The sequence below is a fragment of the Tianweitania aestuarii genome, from assembly GCF_018457165.1.
Lineage (GTDB): Bacteria > Pseudomonadota > Alphaproteobacteria > Rhizobiales > Rhizobiaceae > Tianweitania > Tianweitania aestuarii.
In genome coordinates, this window is record NZ_JAFMNX010000003.1 from 135,641 (window position 1) to 158,488 (window position 22,848).

Here is a 22,848-nt window from a genome sequence, read left to right on the forward strand (position 1 = left end):
ATAGGGGTAGGTCGTGCCTTTTGTAAGTATCGAGGGTATAGACGGAAGCGGAAAATCGTTGCAAGTCCAGTATTTGGTCGATGTACTTCGAAGCATGGACTTGAAGGTTGTGCAGACCAAAGAGCCGGACGGAGGCTGGATCGGCGCCGGTGTCCGAACGATCCTCGTCGCGCCTCGTCCCGCGAAGTTGTCGCCGTTGGAAGAAATGCTTCTCATTTCCGCCGCGAGGGTCGACCATGTCAGGAGTGTGCTGCGACCTGCGCTTCAAGCAGGTTCTTGGGTCGTAAGCGACCGATTCTTGGACTCGACCTACGCGTTCCAGGTTTACGGCTCAGACATTGCCGTCGACTTGTTCGAAAAGATCGCTCAAGCCGTTGTGGGCGAGACCCTGCCGGACTTCACGTTCATCCTGGATATCGATCCTGAAACCGCTCTGGAGCGACGCTCTGCCCGCGGTTCGACGGGAGAGGCGGATCCGGCAGAGGCCACAAGGGATTTTGTGCGGATCAGGGAAGGGTTGCTGAATGCAGCCCGGAAGGATAGCGCGCGGTACCATGTTATCGACGCAACACGTGCAGCCACCGAGGTTTCAGAGGAGATCCTCTCGATAGTCACTCGTGCCGGCCTGATCGGGAGCAGTGAACTGCAAAACTAGGTCCTGTGGCTTTTGCGGGTGCGCCACTCGATTCAGGGCACCTGAGCCGTTTACGACGGACGCAGAGGCTCGGTTGCAATATTCCCGACACGGTACGGGCCTCGATTTGAGGAACATCAAAGAGCGCCTAAAACGGTGTCAAGCTTTGCCAAACGGCAGCACATGTTCTCAAAGGGCAACTGTGCGACTTGACGTCTCTTATCCAGTAGCCATACGTGTCATCATATCTCTTTTTCATGCGCGGGGCTACTCTTGAACGGCGTCGAAATGAAGGCCCTTCGCCAGAGGGTCGGTTTGTCTCAAGCCGCCCTCGCGCGAGCGATTGGGATGTCGAGGGAAAGCATAGGGCGAATGGAACGCAGCACCGACGTTCTGGAGCGTCGCACCGAGCTGGCAGTACGCTATGTCGCCGAGAGAGGGCTACCCGGCGAGCCATCACTTGAAAGGTTGCATCAAGACGTGGCGGATCTTCTGGACGACGCATCTGTTCGAGCCGACCCGTCGTCAGAGCGGAGCTTGTTATTAAAAAAGTCCATGCAGGACTGGATATCAGCGGGTGGCAGCGACATTGGTCGGCAAATGCTATATCGGGCGCAGGGTGTCATAGGTCTCATCAACGTGACCAGCCCGGACGATCCAATGTGGCCCCGCACACTAGAAGATCTGGTCCAGCTTAAGCGCGATTGGGCTGGCATTCGGTCATGACGATAGAAGAGCATATCCCGGCTGCTGCGGACGCCATGAGTTCGGGAAAACGCCTAGGAACATTTGACGCTTTCGTCGAGCTTGCCATAACCACTGCTCGGTCTGGACGCAACGATGGGCTGGCAATCACGTCTTCGCATCCGTTGTTGAACGGAGCGGCGTACTTGGCCTTCCGCAAGACTGTCGACATCAAGACGCGTCGAGAGATCGGCGCATTCTTCTCCAGCGAGAACGTCGCGGCCCTTCTCGCCTCCAAGCTGTTGGGAGTGATTGACGAGGACGCGTTGGTCCTAGATCCGACGTGCGGCATCGGCGATCTTTTGATCGCCAGGGCTGCTCATCTGCCATTGCACGAAACGCTGGAGAAGACTCTTGATGCGTGGGGAGCTCGGCTAGCGGGCTTCGACACGCGAGAGGACCTGATCCGCCTGTGCAAGGGACGTCTTTGCATCATGGCACGGGCCAGAGGAGGCTTCGACGAGGAGATCGACCCGCTCGCCTACTTCCCCAACATACTGGTGCAGGACATATTCGCTGAGGAGAGCCATGGCCTGTTGAGCTCTGCGGATGCGGTGGTCTTCAACCCTCCGTTCGGCAAAATAGTTTGGCACGAAAAGCTTGATTGGGCGGCGGGGAAGATCAACGCGGCCGCCATTTTTCTTGACCACCTGACACTGAAAATCGGCCCGAATGTCCCAGTTGCCGCCGTCCTGCCTGAAGTCCTTAGGTGCGGCGCGCGCTATGGGCGATTCAAGTCCGCATTGGCCGAGCGGGGTTACTCGGGATCGTTTGAGGCTCGGGGCCAATTCGACTCGTGGACGGACGTAGACGTCTTCACGACGCTGCTCACTCGATCGGACGGCCCACTTTGGCAATCCCCGATTGAGCCTGCAAATCTTTCGCTGGGAGATCGCTTCGAAGTGCGCGTGGGCACAGTCGTTCCCCACCGGGATCCTTTGGCAGGGCCTGAGAGAGCTTACATCTGCGCAAAGACGACGCCTGCCTGGAGCACTTTCACGCCAACCGCAAGCCGACACCATACTGGTAGAGCATTCCTACCTCCATTCGTCGCGATCCGGCGCACCTCAAGCCCGAGCGACAAAATGCGAGCCGTTGGCACAATCGTAGAGGGTGACGAGCCCGTTGCAGTAGAGAACCATTTGCTTGTGGCTATTCCTAACGACGGGTCGGTGCAGTCCTGCGAAGCGCTACTGGCCTTGCTGCAATCGCAGGCCATCAATGACCGATTGAACGATCTGATGCGCTGCCGGCACCTGACAACCGGCGCGATCAGGTCTCTGCCTTGGAAGCTGTTGGATGAGTGAACGGCTCAGATTTTCTCCGTCGATACTTGCAAGACTAGGCGAGGAGCTTGTTCCGCAAGCGGACCAAGGCATCATGGAGCTGGTCAAGAACGCCTATGACGCCGACGCGCTGCGGTGCACTGTTAAACTCGAAAGGACCTCTGTCGAAGGGGGCGCCATTCGTGTGGTAGACGATGGTTCCGGAATGACGGAAGCCGACCTCGTTGAGGGCTTCCTCGTGGTTGGGAGGTCTCGAAAAGCGGCCACTGCCCCGACCCGAAGGCTTGGCAGAATTCAAGTGGGCGATAAGGGCCTCGGGCGCCTGTCAGCGATGAGGCTCGGGCGCAAGGTGGTCGTCCTCACCCGGCCTTTCGAGGAGCCAGGCATTGAGCTGCGCCTGGAGCTGAATTGGGACAAGTTCGACGAGGCGATTGCAGTCGAGGAAGTCGAGCTCTCGCTGGTGCGTAGTCCAACAACAAAAGGGCACGGCACCGAGATACATATCGAGAATCTTCGAGCACCGTTCCCACGTGGGACGGCAGACAAGTTGGCCCGCAACCTCCTGCTGCTTTCCGATCCATTCCGAGAGATCCATGCCGATTCAGGCGGGTCGAGCGACCCGGGGTTCACAGCTGAACTGGAAGCCAACGAGTTCGAGGATCTCCAGTCCAAGGTAGAGACTTCATACTTCCGAGATGCAGACTTCAGGATTCGAGGTACACTGAATGACCATGGCGAGGGTCAGTTCTCCCTATTGGATTGGAAGGGCGAGGTTCTGTATTCATCCAACGCCACCAGGACCTATGAAGCGCCAAAACTAGAATTCGACCTCTGGCATTTTGTCCTCGATGCCGGGAGATTTTCCAACAAGAGTTCCACACTTCCTGAGGTGCGCGCATGGCTGAAGCACATCGGCGGTGTGCACGTGTATCAGGATGGCATCCGGGTTCCTGCCTATGGTGGACCTGGAAACGACTGGCTCGATCTCAACTTGCTGCGTGTGCGCAGCCCTGAGCTGCGCCCCGGCACTAACACCTCCATTGGGCGCGTGGGCGTCTCCAACACCGCTGGCGCACTGGTGCAGAAGACCGACCGCGTCGGTTATCTGGAGAGTGAGGCCTTCCACGAATTGCGACGCTTCTGCATAGACACACTGGATTGGGCCGCCAAAGTGCGTGTCAGTGAGCGAGAGTCCGGGAGGCGGGCTGAGCGCGACGACAAGAGCAAACGAACCGCCAAAGCATCGGCCTCGTTGGACAAGGTCCTCGCGAAAACCGTCCCGGACACGCAGCGTAAGGTGGTCGACAACGCCATTGAGCGTGTTCTTAGGGCAAACGAGCAAGAAACCAAGGTCCTACGCGAAGAGCTGCAGCTCTATCGCTCGTTGGCTACTGCCGGAATGACCTCCGCAGTCTTTGCGCACGAGATAGGGCGTCCGCTCGAACTGCTCGATACCAATCTCGGCATGATCCTCAAAATGATACCCGAAGACCGTCGAAAGGACGCGGATCGGCGTGTTGGGAGAATTACCCGGCAGAAGGAACGTCTTAACTCGTTCATCTCGATCCCGCTCAAACTTCTCGCCAAGAGCAAGCGGCGGAGAGGAAGGGTTGACATCGACCCCTGTGTTCGAGGCCTAGTCGACCTGATTGCCCCTGTTCTGGGACATTTCAATGTCGAGATGGAGGTCAGCCTCAACGCCTCAACTTCGGCAGTCAGTGGTAGCGAGGCTCTTATAGAAGGCGTGCTGCTGAACCTGGTCACCAACTCGATCAACGCCTTCCAGCGACGCTCCACGGACGTCGAGACGCGACGGATTCGGATTTCGACTGCCTATGATGGCGACGTGCTGATCATGGTCGAGGATAATGCTGGAGGCATCAAGGATTTCGACGTATCTGAAATCTTTCTCCCCGGCGTTACGAGCCAGCCCGATGGAACGGGCTTCGGCTTGACCATCGTCAGAGATTCGGTCTCTGATTTGAGTGGCAAGATCGACGTGGATCCATTGACTGAATTCGGTGGGGCCAAATTCACTATCAAACTTTTTCCAATGCGGGCCCTGTTCGAGTAGACCAATGATGAATTTGGCAAGACGCGTAGCAGTCATCGACGACGAACCGGACGGCCGTGACACTATCGTAGACCAGCTTCAGGACTGCGATTATGATGCTATACCAATCCTCGGGCCCTTCGGTAACAGGATCGACAAGCTGATAGATGAAGTGGAGGGATTGGATCCGAGCTTCGTCATTTGCGATCAGAGACTGACTGCGAAGCAGTACGCTTCGTTCAACGGCGTTGAGGTAGTGAAGCGTCTGATTGAGCTGAAGCGACCCGCGATGCTGCTGACCACCTATCAAGATCCGGATCGCGTGGCCCTGCGACTTGCTCGCTCCCAGATACCTGTAATTAGGGGCCGAGACACCTTCCGGATCGAAGACATAGACGCCCTGCGCGAGGTGGTCCAGCATGAGATCGAGGATACGCCCGTCGCAAGCAGGAAGCCTCATCGTGTTCTCATGAGAGTGGAGGCGGTCCGGGAGGGTTATATAGACATCGTCATTCCCTCCTGGAATCCCAATCACGCCTTTGCGTTGCCAGTGCAACTACTCGGACCTGCGGTACGTCGTTCGGTAAAAGCCGGCGACTACCTGCTGGGGGAGGTTAACATCGGCGCTACTCATGAGGATGAACTGTTCTTCGACAACGTTGACGAGGTAGTCGAGGCAGCCGGGAATCCGTTTTGAGCGACGTGATCATTCTCGATGTAGGGCACGGAAACTGCACGATCGTCCGTGGCGCCGGTTGCACGGCAGTCATAGATTCTCCAGCCGGATCAGCCCTGCTGGACACCTTGGATCAGCTCGGCATCACCCACGTCGAGCACGCCTTCATCTCACACGCGGACGCCGATCACATCCATGGTATTCTGGCTCTGCTGACCAGCACTCGGATTACGGTTGGGTGTCTGTATCTCAATCCAGATCGAGACCGAAAGTCCACGGTGTGGAAAGACCTCGTCGCTGCGGTGGCAGTTGCGTCTAGGACTGGGAAATTTCGTACGGTCCCCAGCCTGACCGTAGCGACCCCCGACCTCGTGGTGGGCGACCTCCGCCTCAAGATCGTCTCGCCGTCGAGTGCTCTTGCCCTGTCGGCAAACGGTGGCGTTGCACCGGCAGGCGGCACGAACACGGCGAATTCACTCTCAGCAGTGATCAAGGTAGAACGCTACCCAGATGTGGGCGTGCTGCTGGCTGGCGATCTGGACGTTGTCGCCCTCAAGGACATTCAAACAACTAAAATTAACCTAGAAGCATCTGCGTTGGTATTCCCACATCATGGTGGGCTGCCGGGAACAAATCAGGCAGCGAATTTCGCAGCAGCCTTATTGTCGCTTGTTCAACCCGATAGGGTCTTCGTCTCCAACGGGAGAAATAAGCACGGCAACCCGAGAGCAGATGTCGTCGGTGCCATTCTCGACTACGGGTGCGGCCTTGCCTGCACGCAACTGGCAACAGCGTGTGGTGAAGCCAGGGGCACGGCTCATCTCGAAGACTGGCCAGCGTCAGGCAAAAGCACCCACCATAGTTGCGCGGGAACAATCTCCTTGACGCTTACCGAACATGGCGCCCTTCGGGATAAGAAAGCCGAGGCTTCCTTCCGGGAATTCGTTTCATCGCAAGTCGCATCGCCTATGTGTGCTAGGACGAAGCACTGAACTGCGGTCTGGCGCATTTGATCGGCGCCCTCGTCGCGTCATACGGGAGTTTACGCCGACCCGCGCGTCGCATGGGCTACTCAGTCGGCGTGGGCGAGCAGTGTTCAGTCGGAACTGATACCCTCGCAGATCGTGCGATCCCATTGGGAAGAGCTGGTGGCTAGGCGGCGCGCTCGACCTCGCGGCGCCATCCGGCATTGAGAAGCACGAGTTCAGTGATCTTGGCCACCTGGTTTTCTCCCAAAACCTGTCGCTAAGCGACCCCTCCTGCCATGTCCGCTTCTAGGAAGCGCTTAAGCGGATCGAACGGCCGAAATGGGGCGCAAAGCTGATCTCAATCTCGTTCGGGCGCTACGTCAACTTTTGGGCGCGAGCAAAGTCTGCTTGAATGTCCGCGACGGGCTGCAAGGCAGAGCGAGGCTCCTCCTTCGCTCGCCTCCATCGCTAGCCCTTTACCCTCCGACCTCGCGTCCGTTTGCCTTGTGCGAGCTTCTCGAAATCAAGCCCACGAAACATTGAGTAGTCCACCCGCTGGTCGAGCTTCGCATGGGCGATTTCGAATGCCCGGTCCTCAGTTATGGCCTTGAAGCCGTATAGATCATGCTCGTTGTCGATCTTGTGCCCAGCTTGCAAACGTCTATCGCGCGCATCGACCTTGGCCTTGCGGAGAAAATCGATGTGGCCACCACGAAGGGAATGGAAGACTTCACGGCCCTGTCCCTGAACCCCAGCCTTCTTGAAAAGACGTTGCATGTACGAACTGGCACTTTTGCTGGGCTCCGCCAAACGCGTCAGTTCCGGGAAGAGAGAGGTTTGCCCCTTTGCTCTTGCCCAGTCTACGAAGCCGATCTCCCGCAGAAAATCGTGCAGGATGAAGAAGGTGGTGCTCTGGTCGGTCTTGATCGGTACGCGCCGCCACACGCCATCCGCGGTGAGAACGATACCGCCCGTCTGCGCTACAAACACGCCGGGGTACTTTTCACGAAGGTCGCTCCCCTGAAGGTGAACCAGGAGGCCAAGCCGGCGCCCAGTCAGATCGCCCAAGAGAGGCAATACCGCTTCGTCAAGCAGGCCGCCTTCCACGCCGGTCCGGAAGATCCGGGTCTTTTGATCCGAACTCAGAGGCTCCGTGGACTGCTTTGGCGCTGCGGTTTCCGGGTATCTCAGCTTCGCATTCAAAAACGGATCGGGATACTCGTAGTCCGTCATTTTGTACCGGATGATCGATCTGGCGGTGGTGACGTAACCGTCTTCCAGTGCCGAACGCTTCAGTGGCTTGAAGCTGAGGTCGGCGTTTGCTGCCAGTATCTCACGCGGCGACTTGTCCGACGGCCTGTGACGCTCTTGAGCGGGCCAGTGTGTCATGAGGGCGATGAAGGCCTGAAGGTCTGCTGGCGTATAGGTATCCACCGGATGATCTCCGATGAGGTCGAGGAAGACGCCGAGGCGCATCCGGGCAGTCTTTATATCCTTGTGACCGCCGCCGAGCTTGACCTCCCGTGCAGCGAAGTACTCCTCTGCCACTTCACTGAGACGCGGCAGGTCGGACGATTTACGTGTCACGCTCCGCCTGTCGAGGCGAAAACCAGGGATGATCTTGCCGCTGTCGTCGCGATGGATCCGTCCTGGAGAAGCCTGCTCGGGCTGGGCAGCCGCGGCGGCCGGAACGAAGGCGCTGGTTCCCTTCAGGTGCAATGCGGATGCGGAAGTCTTGGCCCCGTCAAGAGCGCCGACATGTCTTGCAACAGGATCCGCTTCAGGCGCAGGCGGATTGGCCTGGCGCAGCGGCGGTGTCATCTTCTTCGTCCCGTCAACGATTTCGACCGTCTCCATGACGCGGGCAATGGACTGCGCTTTCAGCAACTCGGCATTATCAACGATGAGCGAGTTGCCCTCAGGGCCTTTTGCAAGCTCGCGGTTGAGCGATACGAGCCCGCGAATACCCGCAAATGCAGGCTCCTGATGCGGGGGCGTAGGCGGTGAGGGCCGCTCTATCTGATCACGGACGGCCATGAGGTAGCCCTTGACCTCGCCAATCGCCACAAGGAGGTCGCCGTCATCACCTTCTGATTGATCGTCCTGCATGCGTGCTGTCCTGATCTGCTCGAAACGGATGCGAGCATGCGCCGCCAGCAGCTCCGCCTCCACCCGTGCCTGTCTTGCCGTCAGCGGACCCAGGCCGATGCGCCAAGTGTGCGCGGGCGATCCGCCAATGTCTTCCGGCATTCTGATCTGGAAAAGATAAACGGACCCTGACCGAATGAGATATCGACCCGGCGAGCCGTTCCTCCGGTTGTCTTGATCAGCCAAACGCGACCTGCTGCGCGACGGACCTGACGATACGTCCAGCGATACTTCCGACGATATGTCTGCCGATACATTGCGCGATACGTACACCTTCCATCTCCCTCCAATCGGGAGCCGCAGGAAATGATTTCCCAGTCGGAACAGACGGTTAGCGCAGATTGGGGAAGAGGTCCACAGAAGTGGCGGAGAGGGGGGGATTCGAACCCCCGATGAGCTTGCACCCATGCCGCATTTCGAGTGCGGTGCATTCGACCACTCTGCCACCTCTCCGCGGCTGGTCCGCCTGATTAAAGGCGCGGCGCACTCCATATAAGGAGATGCGGTCGGACACAAGGGGCAAACGTAGCAAATCCAAGAAGCTTGTGCATCGATCTTGACGCAACGAGACCGCTCCTTTATGGACGCGCGATCATGCATGGATCCTCGATCCCTGCGTGCCGTGCCTGGTTTTGGCCAGACACGCGTTCCGATCTGCCGATTGGAGCCAATTCGAGCAACAAGACTGACAAGAAGACGGCCGGGCGGTTTTTGCTCAGAGCCGGATGAACACCGAAAGGAAGAAAGATGTTCGCAGTCATCAAGACCGGCGGTAAGCAGTATCGCGTTGCTGCCGACGACGTCGTCACCATCAGCAATCTCACCGGCAATCCCGGCGACACGATCGAGTTCGGCGAAGTTCTCGCTTATGGCGATGAGAACAACACCACGCTCGGCGCGCCCTTCGTTTCCGGCGCCAAGGTCACCGCGGAAATCGTCGAGCACGGCCGCTCCAAGACCGTTATCGCGTTCAAGAAGCGCCGCCGTCAGAATTCGCGCCGCAAGCGCGGCCAGCGCCAGATGCACACGGTGGTTCGCATCACCGGCATTTCGGCTGCTTGAGGAACTGATCCGGGCCTGAAGGCTTGGATTGACGCAACGACAATTTTTGGGCGCCGCTTGATCCCTGTGAGGTCATCAGGCACAAAGAGCGCCATTCAAGGAGTAGATCCATGGCACACAAGAAAGCTGGCGGTTCGTCGCGCAACGGTCGCGATTCGGAATCCAAGCGCCTTGGCGTGAAGAAGTTCGGTGGCGAGCAGGTCATTCCGGGCAACATCATCATTCGTCAGCGCGGCACCAAGTGGCATCCGGGCACCAATGTGGGCATGGGCAAGGACCATACCCTTTTTGCGCTCGTTCCAGGTGCCGTGTCGTTCCGCGCGAAAGCCAACGGCCGTACCTACGTGTCGGTCGACGCACTGGCCGAAGCCGCGGAATAAGCCGGTTCCGCACCACAACACCGGCGCCCATCTCGGGGTCCGGTGTCTGGTGAAATCCAGATCAGATGAAGGGGAGATGGGGCGCCATCTCCCCTTTTTCGTGTCCTGGAGGGACTGCACGATGGTTGTCGAGAAGGAAGACCTGGAAGACAGAAGCGCGTTCGCGATCAACTGCCCTGTGCTGGTGACCGAGCGACTGGTGCTGCGCCCGCCCCATGACGACGACGTGCTGGATCTCGTTCAATACGCCAACAACCGTCAGCTGGCGTCGATGCTTTCAAGCATGCCGCATCCCTATGGCGAGCGGGAAGCGCGCGCCTTCATCACGCGCTGCAATAACAATGCAACGGCGGGCATCGGCTATGCGCTGACCCTCGCCGACAACGGTGCCTTCATTGGCTGCGCCAGTTTGATCGAAGGCAGCGAAGGCTTGGCGCTCGGTTACTGGATCGGTCTTCCCCATCAGGGCGAGGGTTTTGCCACCGAAGCCGCGCATGCGCTGGTTGATCTCGCGTTCCGCGCGACCGAGATCAACCGGCTTTATGCCAGCTGCCGCGTGGTGAACACCGCCTCGCGCCGAGTGATCCAGAAATGCGGCTTTCATTATGCGGGCCCGGGCATGGCGCAGTCGCGGACCGTGGGACAGGTACCGGTGGAGCGCTATCAGCTCGACCGCAAGACCTGGATCAGCCTGCGCTCATGGCCGCGCAACAACTGACGCGTCGGTCTTGTCAGCGGGGTAAGGCGTGCGCAAGAGGATGGCCAAGCCAGCCACAAGGAAAAGGATGATGGTCGCCATCCCTGCCGCCGGCGAGCCGGACAGGGCGGTGACCGTCGCCACCACGAAGGGCGCAACGAAGCTGGTGGCGCGGCCCGACAGCGCATAAAGGCCGAAATACCGCCCTGCATCTTCGGGCGGAATGCTGCGCGCGAGATACGCGCGCGACGACGCCTGCACCGGCCCGAACGCCACGCCGATCAGCAGACCATAGAAGATATAGGCTTTTTCGGCCGCCGATCCGAACAGGCCCGGCACATCGCTGGCCCCCAGCCGCAGCCACCCGAACAGCGTCGCGTCAGCCGTGGTCGAGGCGATGCCGAGCGTGGCCACGATCAGGATCACCAGCGACAACACCACCACGGCCTTCGAGCCGAAACGATTGTCGAGGCGGCTGGCAAGAAGGCAGCCGAGGATTGCGGCCACGTTCAGGATGATGCCGAACAGGCCGATTTCGGTAACCGACCAGGAAAACAGCAGCGCGGCAAAGGTGCCGCCCAGCGCGATCAGCGCGTTGACGCCGTCCTGATAGATCATGCGCCCGACGAGAAAGCGCAGAATGCCCGGGCGTCCCTGCACTTCGCTGATCGTGTCCCGCAGCTCGCCTAGGCCTTGCCGCACGGCGGTGCCGACCGGCGTGCCCGTTCGCGTGTCCGGCGTGAACAGAAACATCGGCAAGATGAAAACGAGATACCAGAGCGCAGCGATCGGTCCGGTTGCGCGTGCATCTTCGCCCGCGGCCGGATCGAGCCCGAACAAGGGCTGGAAGCCGAGCAGGGTGCGCCCGCCATCCGGGGTTCCCGCCACGAAGCCCACCACGAAGATCAGCACGATCATGCCGCCGGCATAGCCCAGGCCCCAAGCCAGGTTGGAAATGCGGCCGATGTCGCGCCCGGCGCCCAGCCGCGGCAGCATGGAATCGTTGAAGACGATCGAAAACTCGGCGGCAACGCTCGCCACCGCAAAGGCCAGCAGCGGCCAGAAGAGGTTGGAGCCTGGTGCCGCCCACCAAAGAAGGATCAGGCTGGTGATCTTGATGAAGGCAAAGATGCCGATCCACACCTTGCGCCGCCCGGTCTGATCGGCGATCGAGCCCAGAACCGGCGACAGAACAGCGATCACCAGACCGGCGGCCGCGATGCCGTAGCCCCACGCCGCCTGCCCCACTGCGGGATCTTCCACCATCCGCGACACGAAATACGGACCGAAGATGAAGGTGGTCACCACCGTGAAAAAGGGCTGCGCAGCCCAGTCAAACAGCATCCACCCCCAGATGCCCTTGGTTCTTGGCACTTGCCCGTCGAGAGGGGCGGGCGGCAAGGGGGTGGAATGCGTCATCCTTGCGCGAGGTCGGACAGGATGCCGGACGCGACCGTGAGCTTGGAAACGGTCAGCTCGCCGGATTCCGTCAATGCTTCCAGCCGTGTGCGGGCGCGCGCAACGAGCTCGCCTGAGCGTTCAACCCAGTCATCCGCAGCACGATCGCCGGTTGGCTCTGCCTGCAATGCTGCGGCCGCGATCCTGCGGCGTGCCGCGCCCACCATGTCTTCTGCCCGGGTCAGGGCCAGACCCTCGTAGTAATCGGTCGGGTTGAGCGTGCGAATGGCATCCTCAAGGCGGCCGATGCGGAAGATCGTCGTGACGGCAAAGAAAGCCTTTGCGGCTGCCGGCAAGGTCGACCCCGAACGCGCCGCCACTTGCATGATTTCGGGAACGACATGCAGCACGTCGAGCAGCGCGATCTTGTCCGCCAGCTCCGGCGTCAAACCCTGTTCGATCAGGGCGCGCGCGCGCTCCTGCAGCTTGTCGCGCGAGCCATTCGGCAACAGACCCGGCAAGGTGCTCTCGAGCGCGGTACGGGTCGCCCGCAGATTGACCACCTGCTCCGCTAGGGGTTTGGTGTGATCGCCGTTGCGCAGCTGCCAGGTCGTGGCATGACGTGCCAGCCGGGCGATCGAGGCATAAAGATCGAGCTGCGCATGGCCGTCGATCCGATTGTCGAGCGCATCCACGGCCGCATAAAGCGCGGCGAGTTCGAACCCGTCGCGCACCAGAACGGTAGCATGCACGACTTCGGCGGTGCTCGCTCCCGTCATGTCCTGCAGCCGCGACACGAAAGCCGGGCCGCCGCGATCGACGATGTCGTTGGCCACTTCGGTTGCAATGATTTCGCGGCGCAAACGATGGCCGAGGATCTCGTCGCGATAAGGTTCTGCCATTTCAGGCGGGAAGTAGCTGATCAGGTCGCGCTCGAACACCGGCTCGTCCGGCAGGCCTGAGCCTACCAGATCGGCAAACAGGGTCAGCTTGGCATAGGCCAGAAGCACGCCGAGTTCCGCGCGCGTCAGCGGCACGCCACGCGTTTCCCGATCCGCAAGGGCGGCATCGGATGGCAGCACTTCCACCGTGCGATCCAGCAGGCCTCGTTCTTCCAGTCCGGTGATGAACCGGCGCTGGTAAGGCAGTTCCACCAGTCCGCGCCGTTCGGCCAAAGAAAGCGCCAGCGTCTGCCGGTAGTTGTTTTCCAGCACCAGCGATGCCACCGAGCCGGTCATTTCGGCCAGGAACACATTGCGGTCCTGGCGCGTCAGCCTGTTCGAACGCATGGCGGACGCAAGCGCGATCTTGATGTTGACCTCCAGATCCGACGAATTCACACCGCCCGAATTGTCGATCGCGTCCGAGTTGCAGCGACCGCCGCGCAGACCGTATTCGATGCGCCCGCGCTGGGTGACACCGAGATTGGCGCCCTCGCCGATCACCTTTGCGCCGACATCCGCTCCGGTGATGCGGATTGCGTCATTGGCGCGGTCGCCGACATCCGCATTGTTTTCGCTGGAGCCGCGAATATAGGTGCCGATGCCGCCGAACCACAGAAGGTCAACCTTGAGCCGCAGGATCGCGGTCATGATCTGGACCGGCGACGCCGCTCCTTCCGGCAGGCCGAGCAGCTGCGCCGCCTGAGGCGTCAGGATCACCGACTTCAGGGCACGCGGCACGATCATGCCGCCGGCCGACAGGACATCCTTGTCGTAATCCTGCCAGGACGAACGCGGCAGATCGAACAGCCGTTTGCGCTCGGCAAAGGAAAGCGCCAGATCCGGGTTCGGATCGATGAAGATGTCGCGATGGTCGAAGGCCGCAACCAGCTTGGTCTGTTCCGACAGGAGCATGCCGTTGCCGAACACGTCGCCCGACATGTCGCCCACGCCGGCGGCCGTGAAGGGCTCGGACTGGATGTCGCGGTTCATCTCGCGGAAGTGGCGCTTCACCGCTTCCCACGCGCCGCGCGCCGTGATGCCCATCTTCTTGTGGTCGTAGCCTGCCGAGCCGCCGCTGGCAAAGGCATCGTCCAGCCAGAAGTCATGCGCCTGGCTGATCGCATTGGCCGTGTCGGAGAAGGTGGCCGTGCCCTTGTCGGCTGCAACCACGAAATACGGATCGTCTTCGTCACGGCGCAGAACATTGGCTGGCGGCACGACATGATCGCCGACGATATTGTCGGTGATCGAAAGAAGCGCCGAGACGAAGGTGATGTAGGCCTGCGTGCCCGCTTCGAACACTGCATTGCGCGAGCCGCCCGCCGGCAGCTTCTTGGGAAAGAAACCGCCCTTCGCGCCCACCGGCACGATCACGGCGTTCTTCACCTGCTGCGCCTTCACCAGGCCCAGCACTTCGGTGCGATAATCTTGCGCCCGGTCCGACCAGCGCAGACCGCCGCGCGCCACCGGCCCGAAGCGCAGATGCACGCCCTCGACATCCGGCCCATACACAAAGATTTCGCGCCACGGACGCGGCTCCGGCAAACCGGTCACCGCACGCGCATCGAGCTTGAGGGCCAAAGTCGCGCCAACGGCCATGTCGCCGGCAAAATGGTTGGTGCGCAGCGTGGCCTGAACGAGGTTCAGGAAACGGCGCAGAACCGTGTCGTCGTCCAGGCTCGCCACATCGTCCAGCGCCTGCAGGATCGTGTCGGCGCAAGCCGTCTCAGCCGCCGCATCTCCTGCCTGCAACCGTGCCCGGAACAGGTCGAGTAAGGCGCGTGCAATGACCGGCGAGCGGTTGAGAACGCCGGCAATGAAATCCTGGCTTTGCGGAATGCCGGCCTGCTGCAGATAATGGCCGTAAGCACGCAAAACCACGATGTCGGGGGCCGAAACCTCCGCCGTTAGCGCCAGTCCATTATAGCCGTCGTTGTCGGCCTGATTGTTCCAGACGGCCAGAAACACGCTTTCAAACAAAGCGCCGGAATCGGCCAGATCGAGTGCACGCCCGTCTGCCGGCTCCAGCTCCATGTCATGAATGAAATCGGCGCCCTCGCCTCCCGTATGCGGGATCTCGAACGTGCGTTCGCTGATCACCCGGAAGCCCATGTTTTCCAACAGCGGCACGCGCTGCGACAAGGGAACGGGCGCCGCATAATGGTGGATCTTCAGGGACAAGGCCGTGTCGGGCTGGTCCTCACGACGGTAAAAATCGATCGCGATGGCGTTGTCGGCGGCCAGACCGGAAAGCCGCTCGGCATCAAGCAGCGCATCAACGGGCGAAAAGCTTTCGCGGTAGAACTCCGGCAGTCGCGCGGCAACGGTCAGCACCTGCAGCGACGGCCCGGCCTGGATCACCGCCTCGCGCAGCGCGTCTTCCCAGGTGCGCACGATACCGCGCACGGCAGCTTCCAGCTCGCCTTGCGTCGGCGTCGGCGTTTCCCCTTCCGAGCGGCCGATGATGAAGTGGACACGCGCCAGCGCCCCTTCCGGGAAGGACGGATAATAGGCCGATACGCGGCCGCGATAGATCGTTTTGAGGAAGGTCGCGATCTTTTCGCGCACGACCGAATCGTAGCGGTCGCGCGGCACGAAAACGAGAACCGACACGAAGCGATCGAACTGGTCCGCACGCGTCAGAACCCGCACGCGCGGGCGCTCGCCCAGCGCCAGGATCGCTTCCGCATGGTCGCGCAGAACCGGCACCTCGATCTGGAACAGCTCGTCGCGCGGATAGCTTTCCAGGACGTTGATCAGCGCCTTGCCGCTGTGGTCGCTCGGATTGAAGCCGAGCGTTTCGATCACCGTCTTCGCTTTGGAGCGCAGATAAGGGATCGTCATCACCGACCGGGTGTAGGCCGTCGACGTGAACAGGCCGACGATGCGCAACTCGCCCTGCAGACTGCCATCGGCGGCAAAGGTCTTCACGCCGATGTAATCGAGATAGCCACGGCGATGCACCGCCGTCTTGGCGTTGGCCTTGGTCACGAGAAGTGGTTCGGGGCCATGCAGGAAGGCGCGGATTTCCGGCGTGGTCACCACCGGTTCGTTGCCACGGCGCAGCACCCGCACATCCGGATCAGCCAGAATGCCAAGACCCGGCGTTTCCACCCGCTCCAGCGCGCCGTCGGTCGCATCGCCCTGGTAATGGAAGTCGCGCATGCCGAGGAAGGTGAAGTTCTCGTTGCGCAACCATTCCAGAAAGGCGACGGCCTCATCCACGGCGGGCTTCGCCAGTTGCGCCGGCGCATTGCGAAAGCCGTCGATCGCCTGATCGAGGCGCGCCAGCATCGGCTTCCAGCCCCTGACGGCTGCCTGCACCTGCTTGAGGATCGCCAGGATGCGCTGCGTGAGACCGTCGGCATCGGCACCGCTTAGCTGTGCCGCATGGATCTGGATCACGCTGACGCGGTCGGTCTCGGCACCCGTTTCGCCGGACACGATTTCCGCAAAAGCGCCGTCCGCATCATGGCGCACGTCGAAGATCGGATGCACGACCAAAGCCGCTTCACCGGCTTCCGCCGCCACTTCGCCCACAACCGAATCGAACAGGAACGGCATGTTGTCGTTGACCACGGTGATCGCGGTCAGCGGCGTCTTGCCGTCCGGCATGGCGAGCGTATCGATCGCAACGACGCTTTGGCCACGGCGATGCTGTTTCAGCGCCTGCCTGGCAAAGGAAGCGGCCGCATCGAGGGTCGCGGCATCGTAGCGCGCCAGGTCTTCAGCCGGCGCGCGTTCAAACAAACGCTTGGAAAAGTTCGAACCGGATGATCCCTGCGGCGATGTCGGGCTTGCGCTGTCCACGATTTTCTCCAGCCATCTGCTTTCGGGGTTATCTAGTCGCTTCTGGTTATTTATCGACTACCCCAAACAGGAAAGTGCCGGCGAAGCATGATGCAATGATGACGGCCGCTTGGCCTCAGCGCGACGCGATAACCCCTGCCGCCCCTGCCATGGCCGTGGCGCTTGCACGGTTGGCGATCCGCATGGCGAAGGGCGAGCGCAGGAAGCACCGCGCCTGTGAGGCCGCAAAGGCCCAGCCGATGTCGATCGCCATGAGCACGAGCACCATGGTCGCGGTCAGCTCTGCCCAGCCCATGAGCGTCACCTTGCCGAGATCGATGATCGTGGGCAGCAGCGCCAGATAGAACATCATGATCTTGGGATTGCCGAGCGTTACGGCCAAACCGGCAGCAAACATCCGCCAGGGTGCGTCACCTCTCGGCAGGTCCTCGCTTTCGGCTTTCACCGGCGCGCTCCACATCTTCCACGCCAGCCAAACGAGATAACCGACGCCGGCCCACTTGATGATCGTGAAAGCGAGCTGAAATGTCTGCGCGATGAAGGCGAGGCCGAACACGGCCAGGGACAGCCAGATCGCCTCGCCAACCCACATCGCAAGGAGAAACGGCAACACGCTTCTCAAGCCGCCGGTCAAAACCCGCGCCACAAGCGCGGCGATGCTTGGACCCGGCGAGCCGGCCGCCACGAACAGCGCGCCGGCAAAAAGGAGGAGCGACGCTGCGTCCACCCTCATGTCACCTTCTTGTTCTGGCGATTGGAAACGAGATCGTCCACCACCGCCGGATCGGCCAGCGTCGAGGTGTCGCCCAGCGCGCCATAATCATCCTCGGCGATCTTGCGCAGGATGCGGCGCATGATCTTGCCCGAGCGTGTTTTCGGCAGGCCCGGCGAGAACTGGATCTTGTCGGGCGAAGCAATCGCGCCGATCTCGCGCCTGACATGGGCGACAAGCTCCTTGCGCAACGCGTCCGTCGGCTCCACGCCGTTCATCAGCGTGACATAGCAGTAGATGCCCTGCCCCTTCACGTCATGCGGATAGCCGACAACGGCGGCTTCGGAGACCTTGTCGTGGGAAACCAGCGCGGATTCCACTTCCGCCGTTCCCATCCGGTGGCCGGACACGTTCAACACGTCATCGACGCGGCCGGTGATCCAGTAATAGCCATCGGCGTCGCGGCGGCAGCCGTCGCCGGTGAAATACTTGCCGGGATAGGTCGAGAAGTAGGTCTGCACGAAGCGCTCATGGTCGCCGTAAACCGTACGCATCTGGCCCGGCCACGAATCCACGATGCACAGATTGCCGTCGGCCGCACCTTCCAAAACGCCGCCTTCCGCATCCACCAGCTGCGGCTGCACGCCGAAGAACGGCCGCGTTGCCGAACCCGCCTTGAGATCGGTCGCGCCGGGCAGCGGGGTGATCAGGATGCCACCGGTTTCGGTTTGCCACCAGGTGTCGACGATCGGCACGCGGCTGTCGCCAACCACCTTGTAATACCATTCCCAGGCTTCCGGATTGATCGGCTCGCCAACCGAACCCAGCACCTTCAGGGACTTGCGCGAAGAGGACGTGACATACCTGTCGCCGGCCCCCATCAGGGCGCGCAGCGCGGTCGGCGCGGTATAGAAGATGTTGACCTGATGCTTGTCGATGATCTTCCAGAACCGCGACTGGTCCGGATAATTCGGCACGCCCTCGAACATCAGCGTCGTCGCGCCGTTGGCGAGCGGTCCATACACGATATAGCTGTGCCCGGTGACCCAGCCCACATCGGCCGTGCACCAGTAGATGTCGCCGTCATGATAATCGAACACATATTCATGCGTCATCGCGGCATAAACAAGATAGCCGCCGGTGGTGTGCAGCACCCCCTTCGGCTTGCCGGTCGAGCCTGACGTGTAAAGAATGAACAGCGGATCTTCCGCATTCATGGCCTCAGCCGGACAGTCCGGCGACGCTTTCTCCACGGCGTCGTGATACCACAGATCGCGCCCCTCGACCCAGCCGACGCTGTTGCCGGTCCGCTTCACCACGACCACGCTGCGCACCGTCACGCCTTGCCGCGTGGCGATGTCGAGCGCCTTGTCGGCATTGTCCTTGAGCGGGATCGTCTTGCCGCCGCGCAGGCCTTCATCGGCGGTGATCAGGAAGGTGGACTGGCAATCCACGATACGGCCGGCCAGCGCATCGGGTGAAAAGCCGCCGAACACCACGGAATGTACCGCACCGATGCGCGCGCAGGCCAGCATCGCATAAGCGGCTTCCGGTATCATCGGCATATAGATCGTGACGCGGTCGCCTTTTTCGACGCCATTCTCTTTCAGCACATTGGAAAGGCGGCAGACCTGGTCGTGCATTTCGCGATAGGTGATCTTGCGATCATCCTTTGGGTCGTCGCCCTCCCAGATGATCGCAACCTGATCGCCGCGCTCGGCAAGGTGGCGGTCGATGCAGTTGGCGGCAACGTTGGTTTCGCCATCCTCGAACCAGCGGATCGACACATCGCCATCGAAGGAGGTGTTCTTCACCTTGGTGAAGGGCTTCGACCAGTCGATGCGCTGGCCATGCTTGTTCCAGAACGCTTCCGGATCGCGCACGCTGGTCTCGTACCAGGCGCGATAGGTCGCGTCGTCGATCAGCGCGCGTTCTTTCCATTCCGGCTGAACCGGATGAAGCTGTGCTTCGGTCATATGATGGTGCCTCCCTCAACAAGCGCCGTGTTCGGCGCTCCTCCCTGGAACGTTCCTAGCAACAACGCCGCTTCGCCGACATTAGACCTTTGCAGCGGTGTCAGCCAAGCAAGCAAACGAAAACGCGGCCACCACCGGCAGCCGCGCGCTCATCGTTTGCACCGATCAGCTTTCGGGCTTGAACGGCTCGGGACGGCGTCCCGCGCCCTGACGCTCCAGCATCCAGCCCGGATATTCCGGCGAAAGCTTGCTGATCTCGTCGAGCTTGCCGAGATCGTCGGCATCGAGCTTTAGATCAACCGCCGCCAGGTTCTGCTCGAGCTGATCCATGCGGCTTGCACCGATGATCACGCTCATCACGAATGGCTTGGCAAGGATGTAGGCCAGCGCCACGGTGGCGACATCCGAACCGTGCTTGGATGCGATCTCGCGCATGGCGGCAACGATCGGCCAGGCCTTGTCCGTGTTCACCGGCGGGAAGTCGAAGGTCTTGCGACGACCTTCCCCTTCGTTCGGCGCACCCGGTCCATACTTGCCGGACAACAAACCACCGGCCAGTGGCGACCACACCATCAGGCCGAGCTTTTCTTCGTCCATCAGCGGCACGATCTCGCGTTCGAGATCACGACCGGCAATGGAGTAATAGGCCTGCACCGTTTCGAAACGCGCGATGTCCTTGCGCTCCGAAATGCCGAGCGCCTTGGCGATGCGCCAAGCCTGCCAGTTCGACACGCCGACATACCGCACGAGACCGCTCGACACGAGATCGTCGAGCGCCCGCAGCGTTTCGTCGATCGGCGTCACCGGGTCGGTGCCGTGCAGCTGATACAGGTCGACATAATCGAGCTGCAGGTTTTCCAGGCTTTCTTCCACGGCGTCCATGATATGGCCGCGCGAAGATCCGCGCTGGTTGGGCTTGTCGCCCATCGGCCCATGCACCTTGGTGGCGATCACCACTTCGTTGCGCGGCACGTCGAGGTCCAGCAGCGCTTGTCCGAGCAGCCGCTCGGATTCGCCGAAGGAATACACATTGGCGGTGTCGATGAAATTGACGCCGGCAGCCAGCGCCCGCTCGACCAGCGCGTTCGCGCCCTCCTGGTCGACGCCAGCGATTTTGCCCCACTGGCCTTCGCCCGCTTCGCCGAAGGTCATCGTGCCGAGGCAGATTTCGGAAACAAACAGGCCCGTGCGGCCAAGTTGATTGTATTTCATGAGGAGATCTCCTTGGTCATCCCATCCGTTGATCGGGCCATCCGTTGATCGGGCTCGCCTCGTGAAAGGAGGATGACAAGGCGTTAGATGGAACGCGCTTTTGCGGTCGCAACCATCCCGGTTCAATCTTTCCTTCTGGCAGAGCCGCGATCACGGCCTGGTCGATTGCATCAAGCCTTTCCTTGTCTTAGCCATAGCCTTTCCTGTCGAAAATTATCCGTTTTCGATGGCAAAAAGCAGAATAGGAGCAGGAAATGCGCAAGATACTTCTCGCAAGCGCGGCTTTCGCCGCATCGCTCGCCTTTAACTCCGCCGCTCATGCCGACATCGCCGTTGGCCTGATCGCGCCGCTGACCGGCCCTGTGGCCGCTTATGGCGCCCAGGTGAAGAACGGTGCGGAAGCCGCTGTCGAGGTGATCAATGCCGCCGGTGGCATCAAGGGCGAAAAGCTCGTTCTGACGCTCGCCGACGATGCCGGCGACCCGACGCAGGGCGTATCGGCTGCCAACAAGCTCGTAGCCGACGGCATCAAGTTCGTGGTCGGCCCGGTTACGTCCGGTGTCGCCATGGCCGCGTCTGACGTGTTCGCCGAAAACGGCGTGCTGATGGTAACGCCCACGGCAACCGCGCCGGAACTCACCAACCGTGGGCTCGACAATGTGCTGCGCACCTGCGGCCGGGATGATCAGCAGGCCGAAGTGGCCGCCGATTACGTGCTTGCCAATATGAAGGACAAGCGCATCGGCATCGTTCATGACAACGGCACCTATGGCAAAGGCCTCGCCGACGCCTTCAAGGCCGGCATCAACGAAGGCGGCGTGACGGAAGTCTTCTATAATTCGCTGACACCGGGCGAAAAGGACTTCTCCGCGCTGACATCGCGCCTCAAGGCCGACAATGTCGAAGTCATCTATTTCGGCGGCTACCATCCCGAAGGCGGTCTGCTTGCCCGTCAGCTGAAGGATGCCGGCGTCCAGGCCACCATCATCGGCGGCGAAGGCCTGTCCAACACCGAGTTCTGGTCGATCGGCAACGAAGCAGCTGCCGGCACGCTTTTCACCAATGCCAGCGACGCTTCGAAGAACCCGTCCTCGGCTGAAGCCATCAAGGCTCTGGAAGCCAAGAACATCCCGGCCGAAGCCTTCACGCTCAACGCCTATGCCGCCGTGCAGGTCCTGCAGGCCGGCATCGAAAAGGCCGGCGCTGAAGACAGCACCGCCGTTGCCGCAGCGCTCAAGGATGGCCAGCCGATCAAGACCGCCATCGGCGATCTGACCTATGGCGAAACCGGTGACCTGTCGTCGCCGAGCTTCTCCTTGTTCAAGTGGGAAGACGGCAAGATCGTTTCCGCCGGCGAATAAGCGCGCGCCAAATCGTTAAAAGGGGCCGGCTTGCCGGCCCTTTTCACGTGAATCATCGGCTTAAAATCGTTGTTTCGGCGACCCTTGCGCGGTTCAATCGTTCGATCGAGGCCGCGTTCCGAAGATCGCCGAGCCCACCCGCACCGACGTTGCCCCGAACGCGATCGCCGTCTCGTAATCGCCCGACATGCCCATCGAAAGCTTGTCCAGACCCGCCTTTTTCGCAAGCTTTTCAAGAAGCGCGAAGTGCGGACCCGGGTTCTCGTCTGCCGGCGGAATGCACATCAGGCCCTCGATCGCCAGCCCATGCACGTCGCGGCAGCGCTGAACGAAAGCAACGGCTTCCCCCGGCTCGATGCCGGCCTTTTGCGGCTCCGAGCCGGTATTGACCTGCACATAAAGCCGCAGCGCGCGTTCCTGCCGGGCGATCTCCTTGGCAAGCTCCGCCGCGATCTTTTCGCGATCCACCGTTTCGATCACGTCGAACAGCGCAACGGCATCCCTGGCCTTGTTGGACTGCAACGGCCCGATCAGATGCAGGCAGACATCGGCAAACTCGCTCTTCAGCGCCGGCCACTTGCCTTGCGCTTCCTGCACCTTGTTTTCACCGAAGATGCGCTGTCCGGCTTCGAGAACCGGGCGGATCGCGTCCCCGTCAAAGGTCTTCGATACGGCCACGAGCTGCGTCGAACGTGCCACGCGCTGCGCCTGCCGCTCGGCGTCCTCGATACGCGATTGAACCTGATTGAGGTTATCGACTGCGTCCGACATGGTTGCATTCTCCTGC

Annotated in this window: 17 protein-coding genes and 1 tRNA gene; 10 read left to right on the plus strand and 8 right to left on the minus strand. The window is 61.0% G+C overall.

Annotated features, from left to right (window positions below):
* The first annotated feature begins 13 nt into the window (after window positions 1–13).
* From tmk to JYU29_RS12495, 6 genes are all read left to right on the plus strand, one after another.
* Window positions 14–655 (plus strand): dTMP kinase, encoded by a 642-nt coding sequence (gene tmk, locus JYU29_RS12470; protein ID WP_347879897.1) that lies wholly within the window; start codon window positions 14–16, stop codon window positions 653–655.
* A gap of 267 nt (window positions 656–922) precedes the next feature.
* Window positions 923–1,360: a helix-turn-helix transcriptional regulator gene (locus JYU29_RS12475; protein WP_284144930.1), complete on the plus strand. Its 438-nt coding sequence runs from the start codon at window positions 923–925 to the stop codon at window positions 1,358–1,360.
* Window positions 1,357–2,685 carry an N-6 DNA methylase gene (locus JYU29_RS12480; RefSeq protein ID WP_213985157.1) on the plus strand — a complete coding sequence of 443 codons (1,329 nt, stop codon included), beginning with the start codon at window positions 1,357–1,359 and terminating at the stop codon, window positions 2,683–2,685. The genes JYU29_RS12475 and JYU29_RS12480 overlap by 4 nt, the downstream gene beginning before the upstream one ends.
* A complete protein-coding gene (locus tag JYU29_RS12485) occupies window positions 2,678–4,738 on the plus strand; it encodes a sensor histidine kinase (protein WP_213985158.1) in 2,061 nt (686 codons plus the stop codon). Before JYU29_RS12480 ends, JYU29_RS12485 begins: the two co-directional genes overlap by 8 nt.
* Before the next feature lie 4 nt (window positions 4,739–4,742).
* Complete coding sequence (locus tag JYU29_RS12490; RefSeq protein WP_213985159.1) at window positions 4,743–5,414, plus strand: ANTAR domain-containing protein; 672 nt, start codon at window positions 4,743–4,745, stop codon at window positions 5,412–5,414.
* Window positions 5,415–5,419: 5 nt separating this feature from the next.
* Window positions 5,420–6,385: a ComEC/Rec2 family competence protein gene (locus JYU29_RS12495; protein ID WP_347879907.1), complete on the plus strand. Its 966-nt coding sequence runs from the start codon at window positions 5,420–5,422 to the stop codon at window positions 6,383–6,385.
* Window positions 6,386–6,829: 444 nt separating this feature from the next.
* Here the strand turns inward: JYU29_RS12495 and JYU29_RS12500 are convergent, their stop codons facing one another.
* Entirely contained in the window at window positions 6,830–8,611 is a 1,782-nt protein-coding gene (locus JYU29_RS12500; RefSeq protein ID WP_213985161.1) for a site-specific integrase, read from the minus strand.
* 261 nt (window positions 8,612–8,872) lie between these two features.
* Window positions 8,873–8,962 (minus strand) — tRNA-Ser (locus tag JYU29_RS12505).
* 294 nt (window positions 8,963–9,256) lie between these two features.
* Between JYU29_RS12505 and rplU the strand changes: the two genes are divergently transcribed.
* The 3 genes from rplU (at window position 9,257) to JYU29_RS12520 (ending at window position 10,669) form a co-directional block, all read left to right on the plus strand.
* Window positions 9,257–9,571 carry a 50S ribosomal protein L21 gene (gene rplU, locus JYU29_RS12510; protein WP_213985162.1) on the plus strand — a complete coding sequence of 105 codons (315 nt, stop codon included), beginning with the start codon at window positions 9,257–9,259 and terminating at the stop codon, window positions 9,569–9,571.
* A 110-nt stretch (window positions 9,572–9,681) separates the two neighbouring features.
* On the plus strand, window positions 9,682–9,951 hold the full coding sequence (gene rpmA / locus JYU29_RS12515) for a 50S ribosomal protein L27 (RefSeq protein WP_189504794.1): 270 nt from the start codon (window positions 9,682–9,684) through the stop codon (window positions 9,949–9,951).
* A gap of 121 nt (window positions 9,952–10,072) precedes the next feature.
* Window positions 10,073–10,669, plus strand: coding sequence for a GNAT family N-acetyltransferase (locus JYU29_RS12520; RefSeq protein ID WP_213985164.1), 597 nt, complete (start codon window positions 10,073–10,075; stop codon window positions 10,667–10,669).
* On the opposite strand, the gene JYU29_RS12525 is transcribed toward JYU29_RS12520, so the two are convergent.
* From JYU29_RS12525 to JYU29_RS12545, 5 genes are all read right to left on the minus strand, one after another.
* Window positions 10,649–12,067, minus strand: coding sequence for an MFS transporter (locus tag JYU29_RS12525; RefSeq protein WP_213985165.1), 1,419 nt, complete (start codon window positions 12,065–12,067; stop codon window positions 10,649–10,651). The genes JYU29_RS12520 and JYU29_RS12525 overlap by 21 nt on opposite strands.
* A complete protein-coding gene (locus JYU29_RS12530) occupies window positions 12,064–16,800 on the minus strand; it encodes an NAD-glutamate dehydrogenase (protein ID WP_347879898.1) in 4,737 nt (1,578 codons plus the stop codon). Before JYU29_RS12530 ends, JYU29_RS12525 begins: the two co-directional genes overlap by 4 nt.
* A gap of 115 nt (window positions 16,801–16,915) precedes the next feature.
* On the minus strand, window positions 16,916–17,527 hold the full coding sequence (locus JYU29_RS12535; protein ID WP_213985563.1) for a LysE family translocator: 612 nt from the start codon (window positions 17,525–17,527) through the stop codon (window positions 16,916–16,918).
* A gap of 2 nt (window positions 17,528–17,529) precedes the next feature.
* Window positions 17,530–19,488, minus strand: coding sequence for an acetate--CoA ligase (acs, locus tag JYU29_RS12540; RefSeq protein WP_213985166.1), 1,959 nt, complete (start codon window positions 19,486–19,488; stop codon window positions 17,530–17,532).
* A gap of 165 nt (window positions 19,489–19,653) precedes the next feature.
* A complete protein-coding gene (locus tag JYU29_RS12545) occupies window positions 19,654–20,700 on the minus strand; it encodes an aldo/keto reductase (protein WP_213985167.1) in 1,047 nt (348 codons plus the stop codon).
* A 254-nt stretch (window positions 20,701–20,954) separates the two neighbouring features.
* Between JYU29_RS12545 and JYU29_RS12550 the strand changes: the two genes are divergently transcribed.
* Complete coding sequence (locus JYU29_RS12550) at window positions 20,955–22,061, plus strand: branched-chain amino acid ABC transporter substrate-binding protein (RefSeq protein ID WP_213985168.1); 1,107 nt, start codon at window positions 20,955–20,957, stop codon at window positions 22,059–22,061.
* A gap of 93 nt (window positions 22,062–22,154) precedes the next feature.
* Here the strand turns inward: JYU29_RS12550 and JYU29_RS12555 are convergent, their stop codons facing one another.
* Window positions 22,155–22,832 (minus strand): YggS family pyridoxal phosphate-dependent enzyme, encoded by a 678-nt coding sequence (locus JYU29_RS12555; protein ID WP_213985169.1) that lies wholly within the window; start codon window positions 22,830–22,832, stop codon window positions 22,155–22,157.
* Window positions 22,833–22,848: the final 16 nt, after the last annotated feature.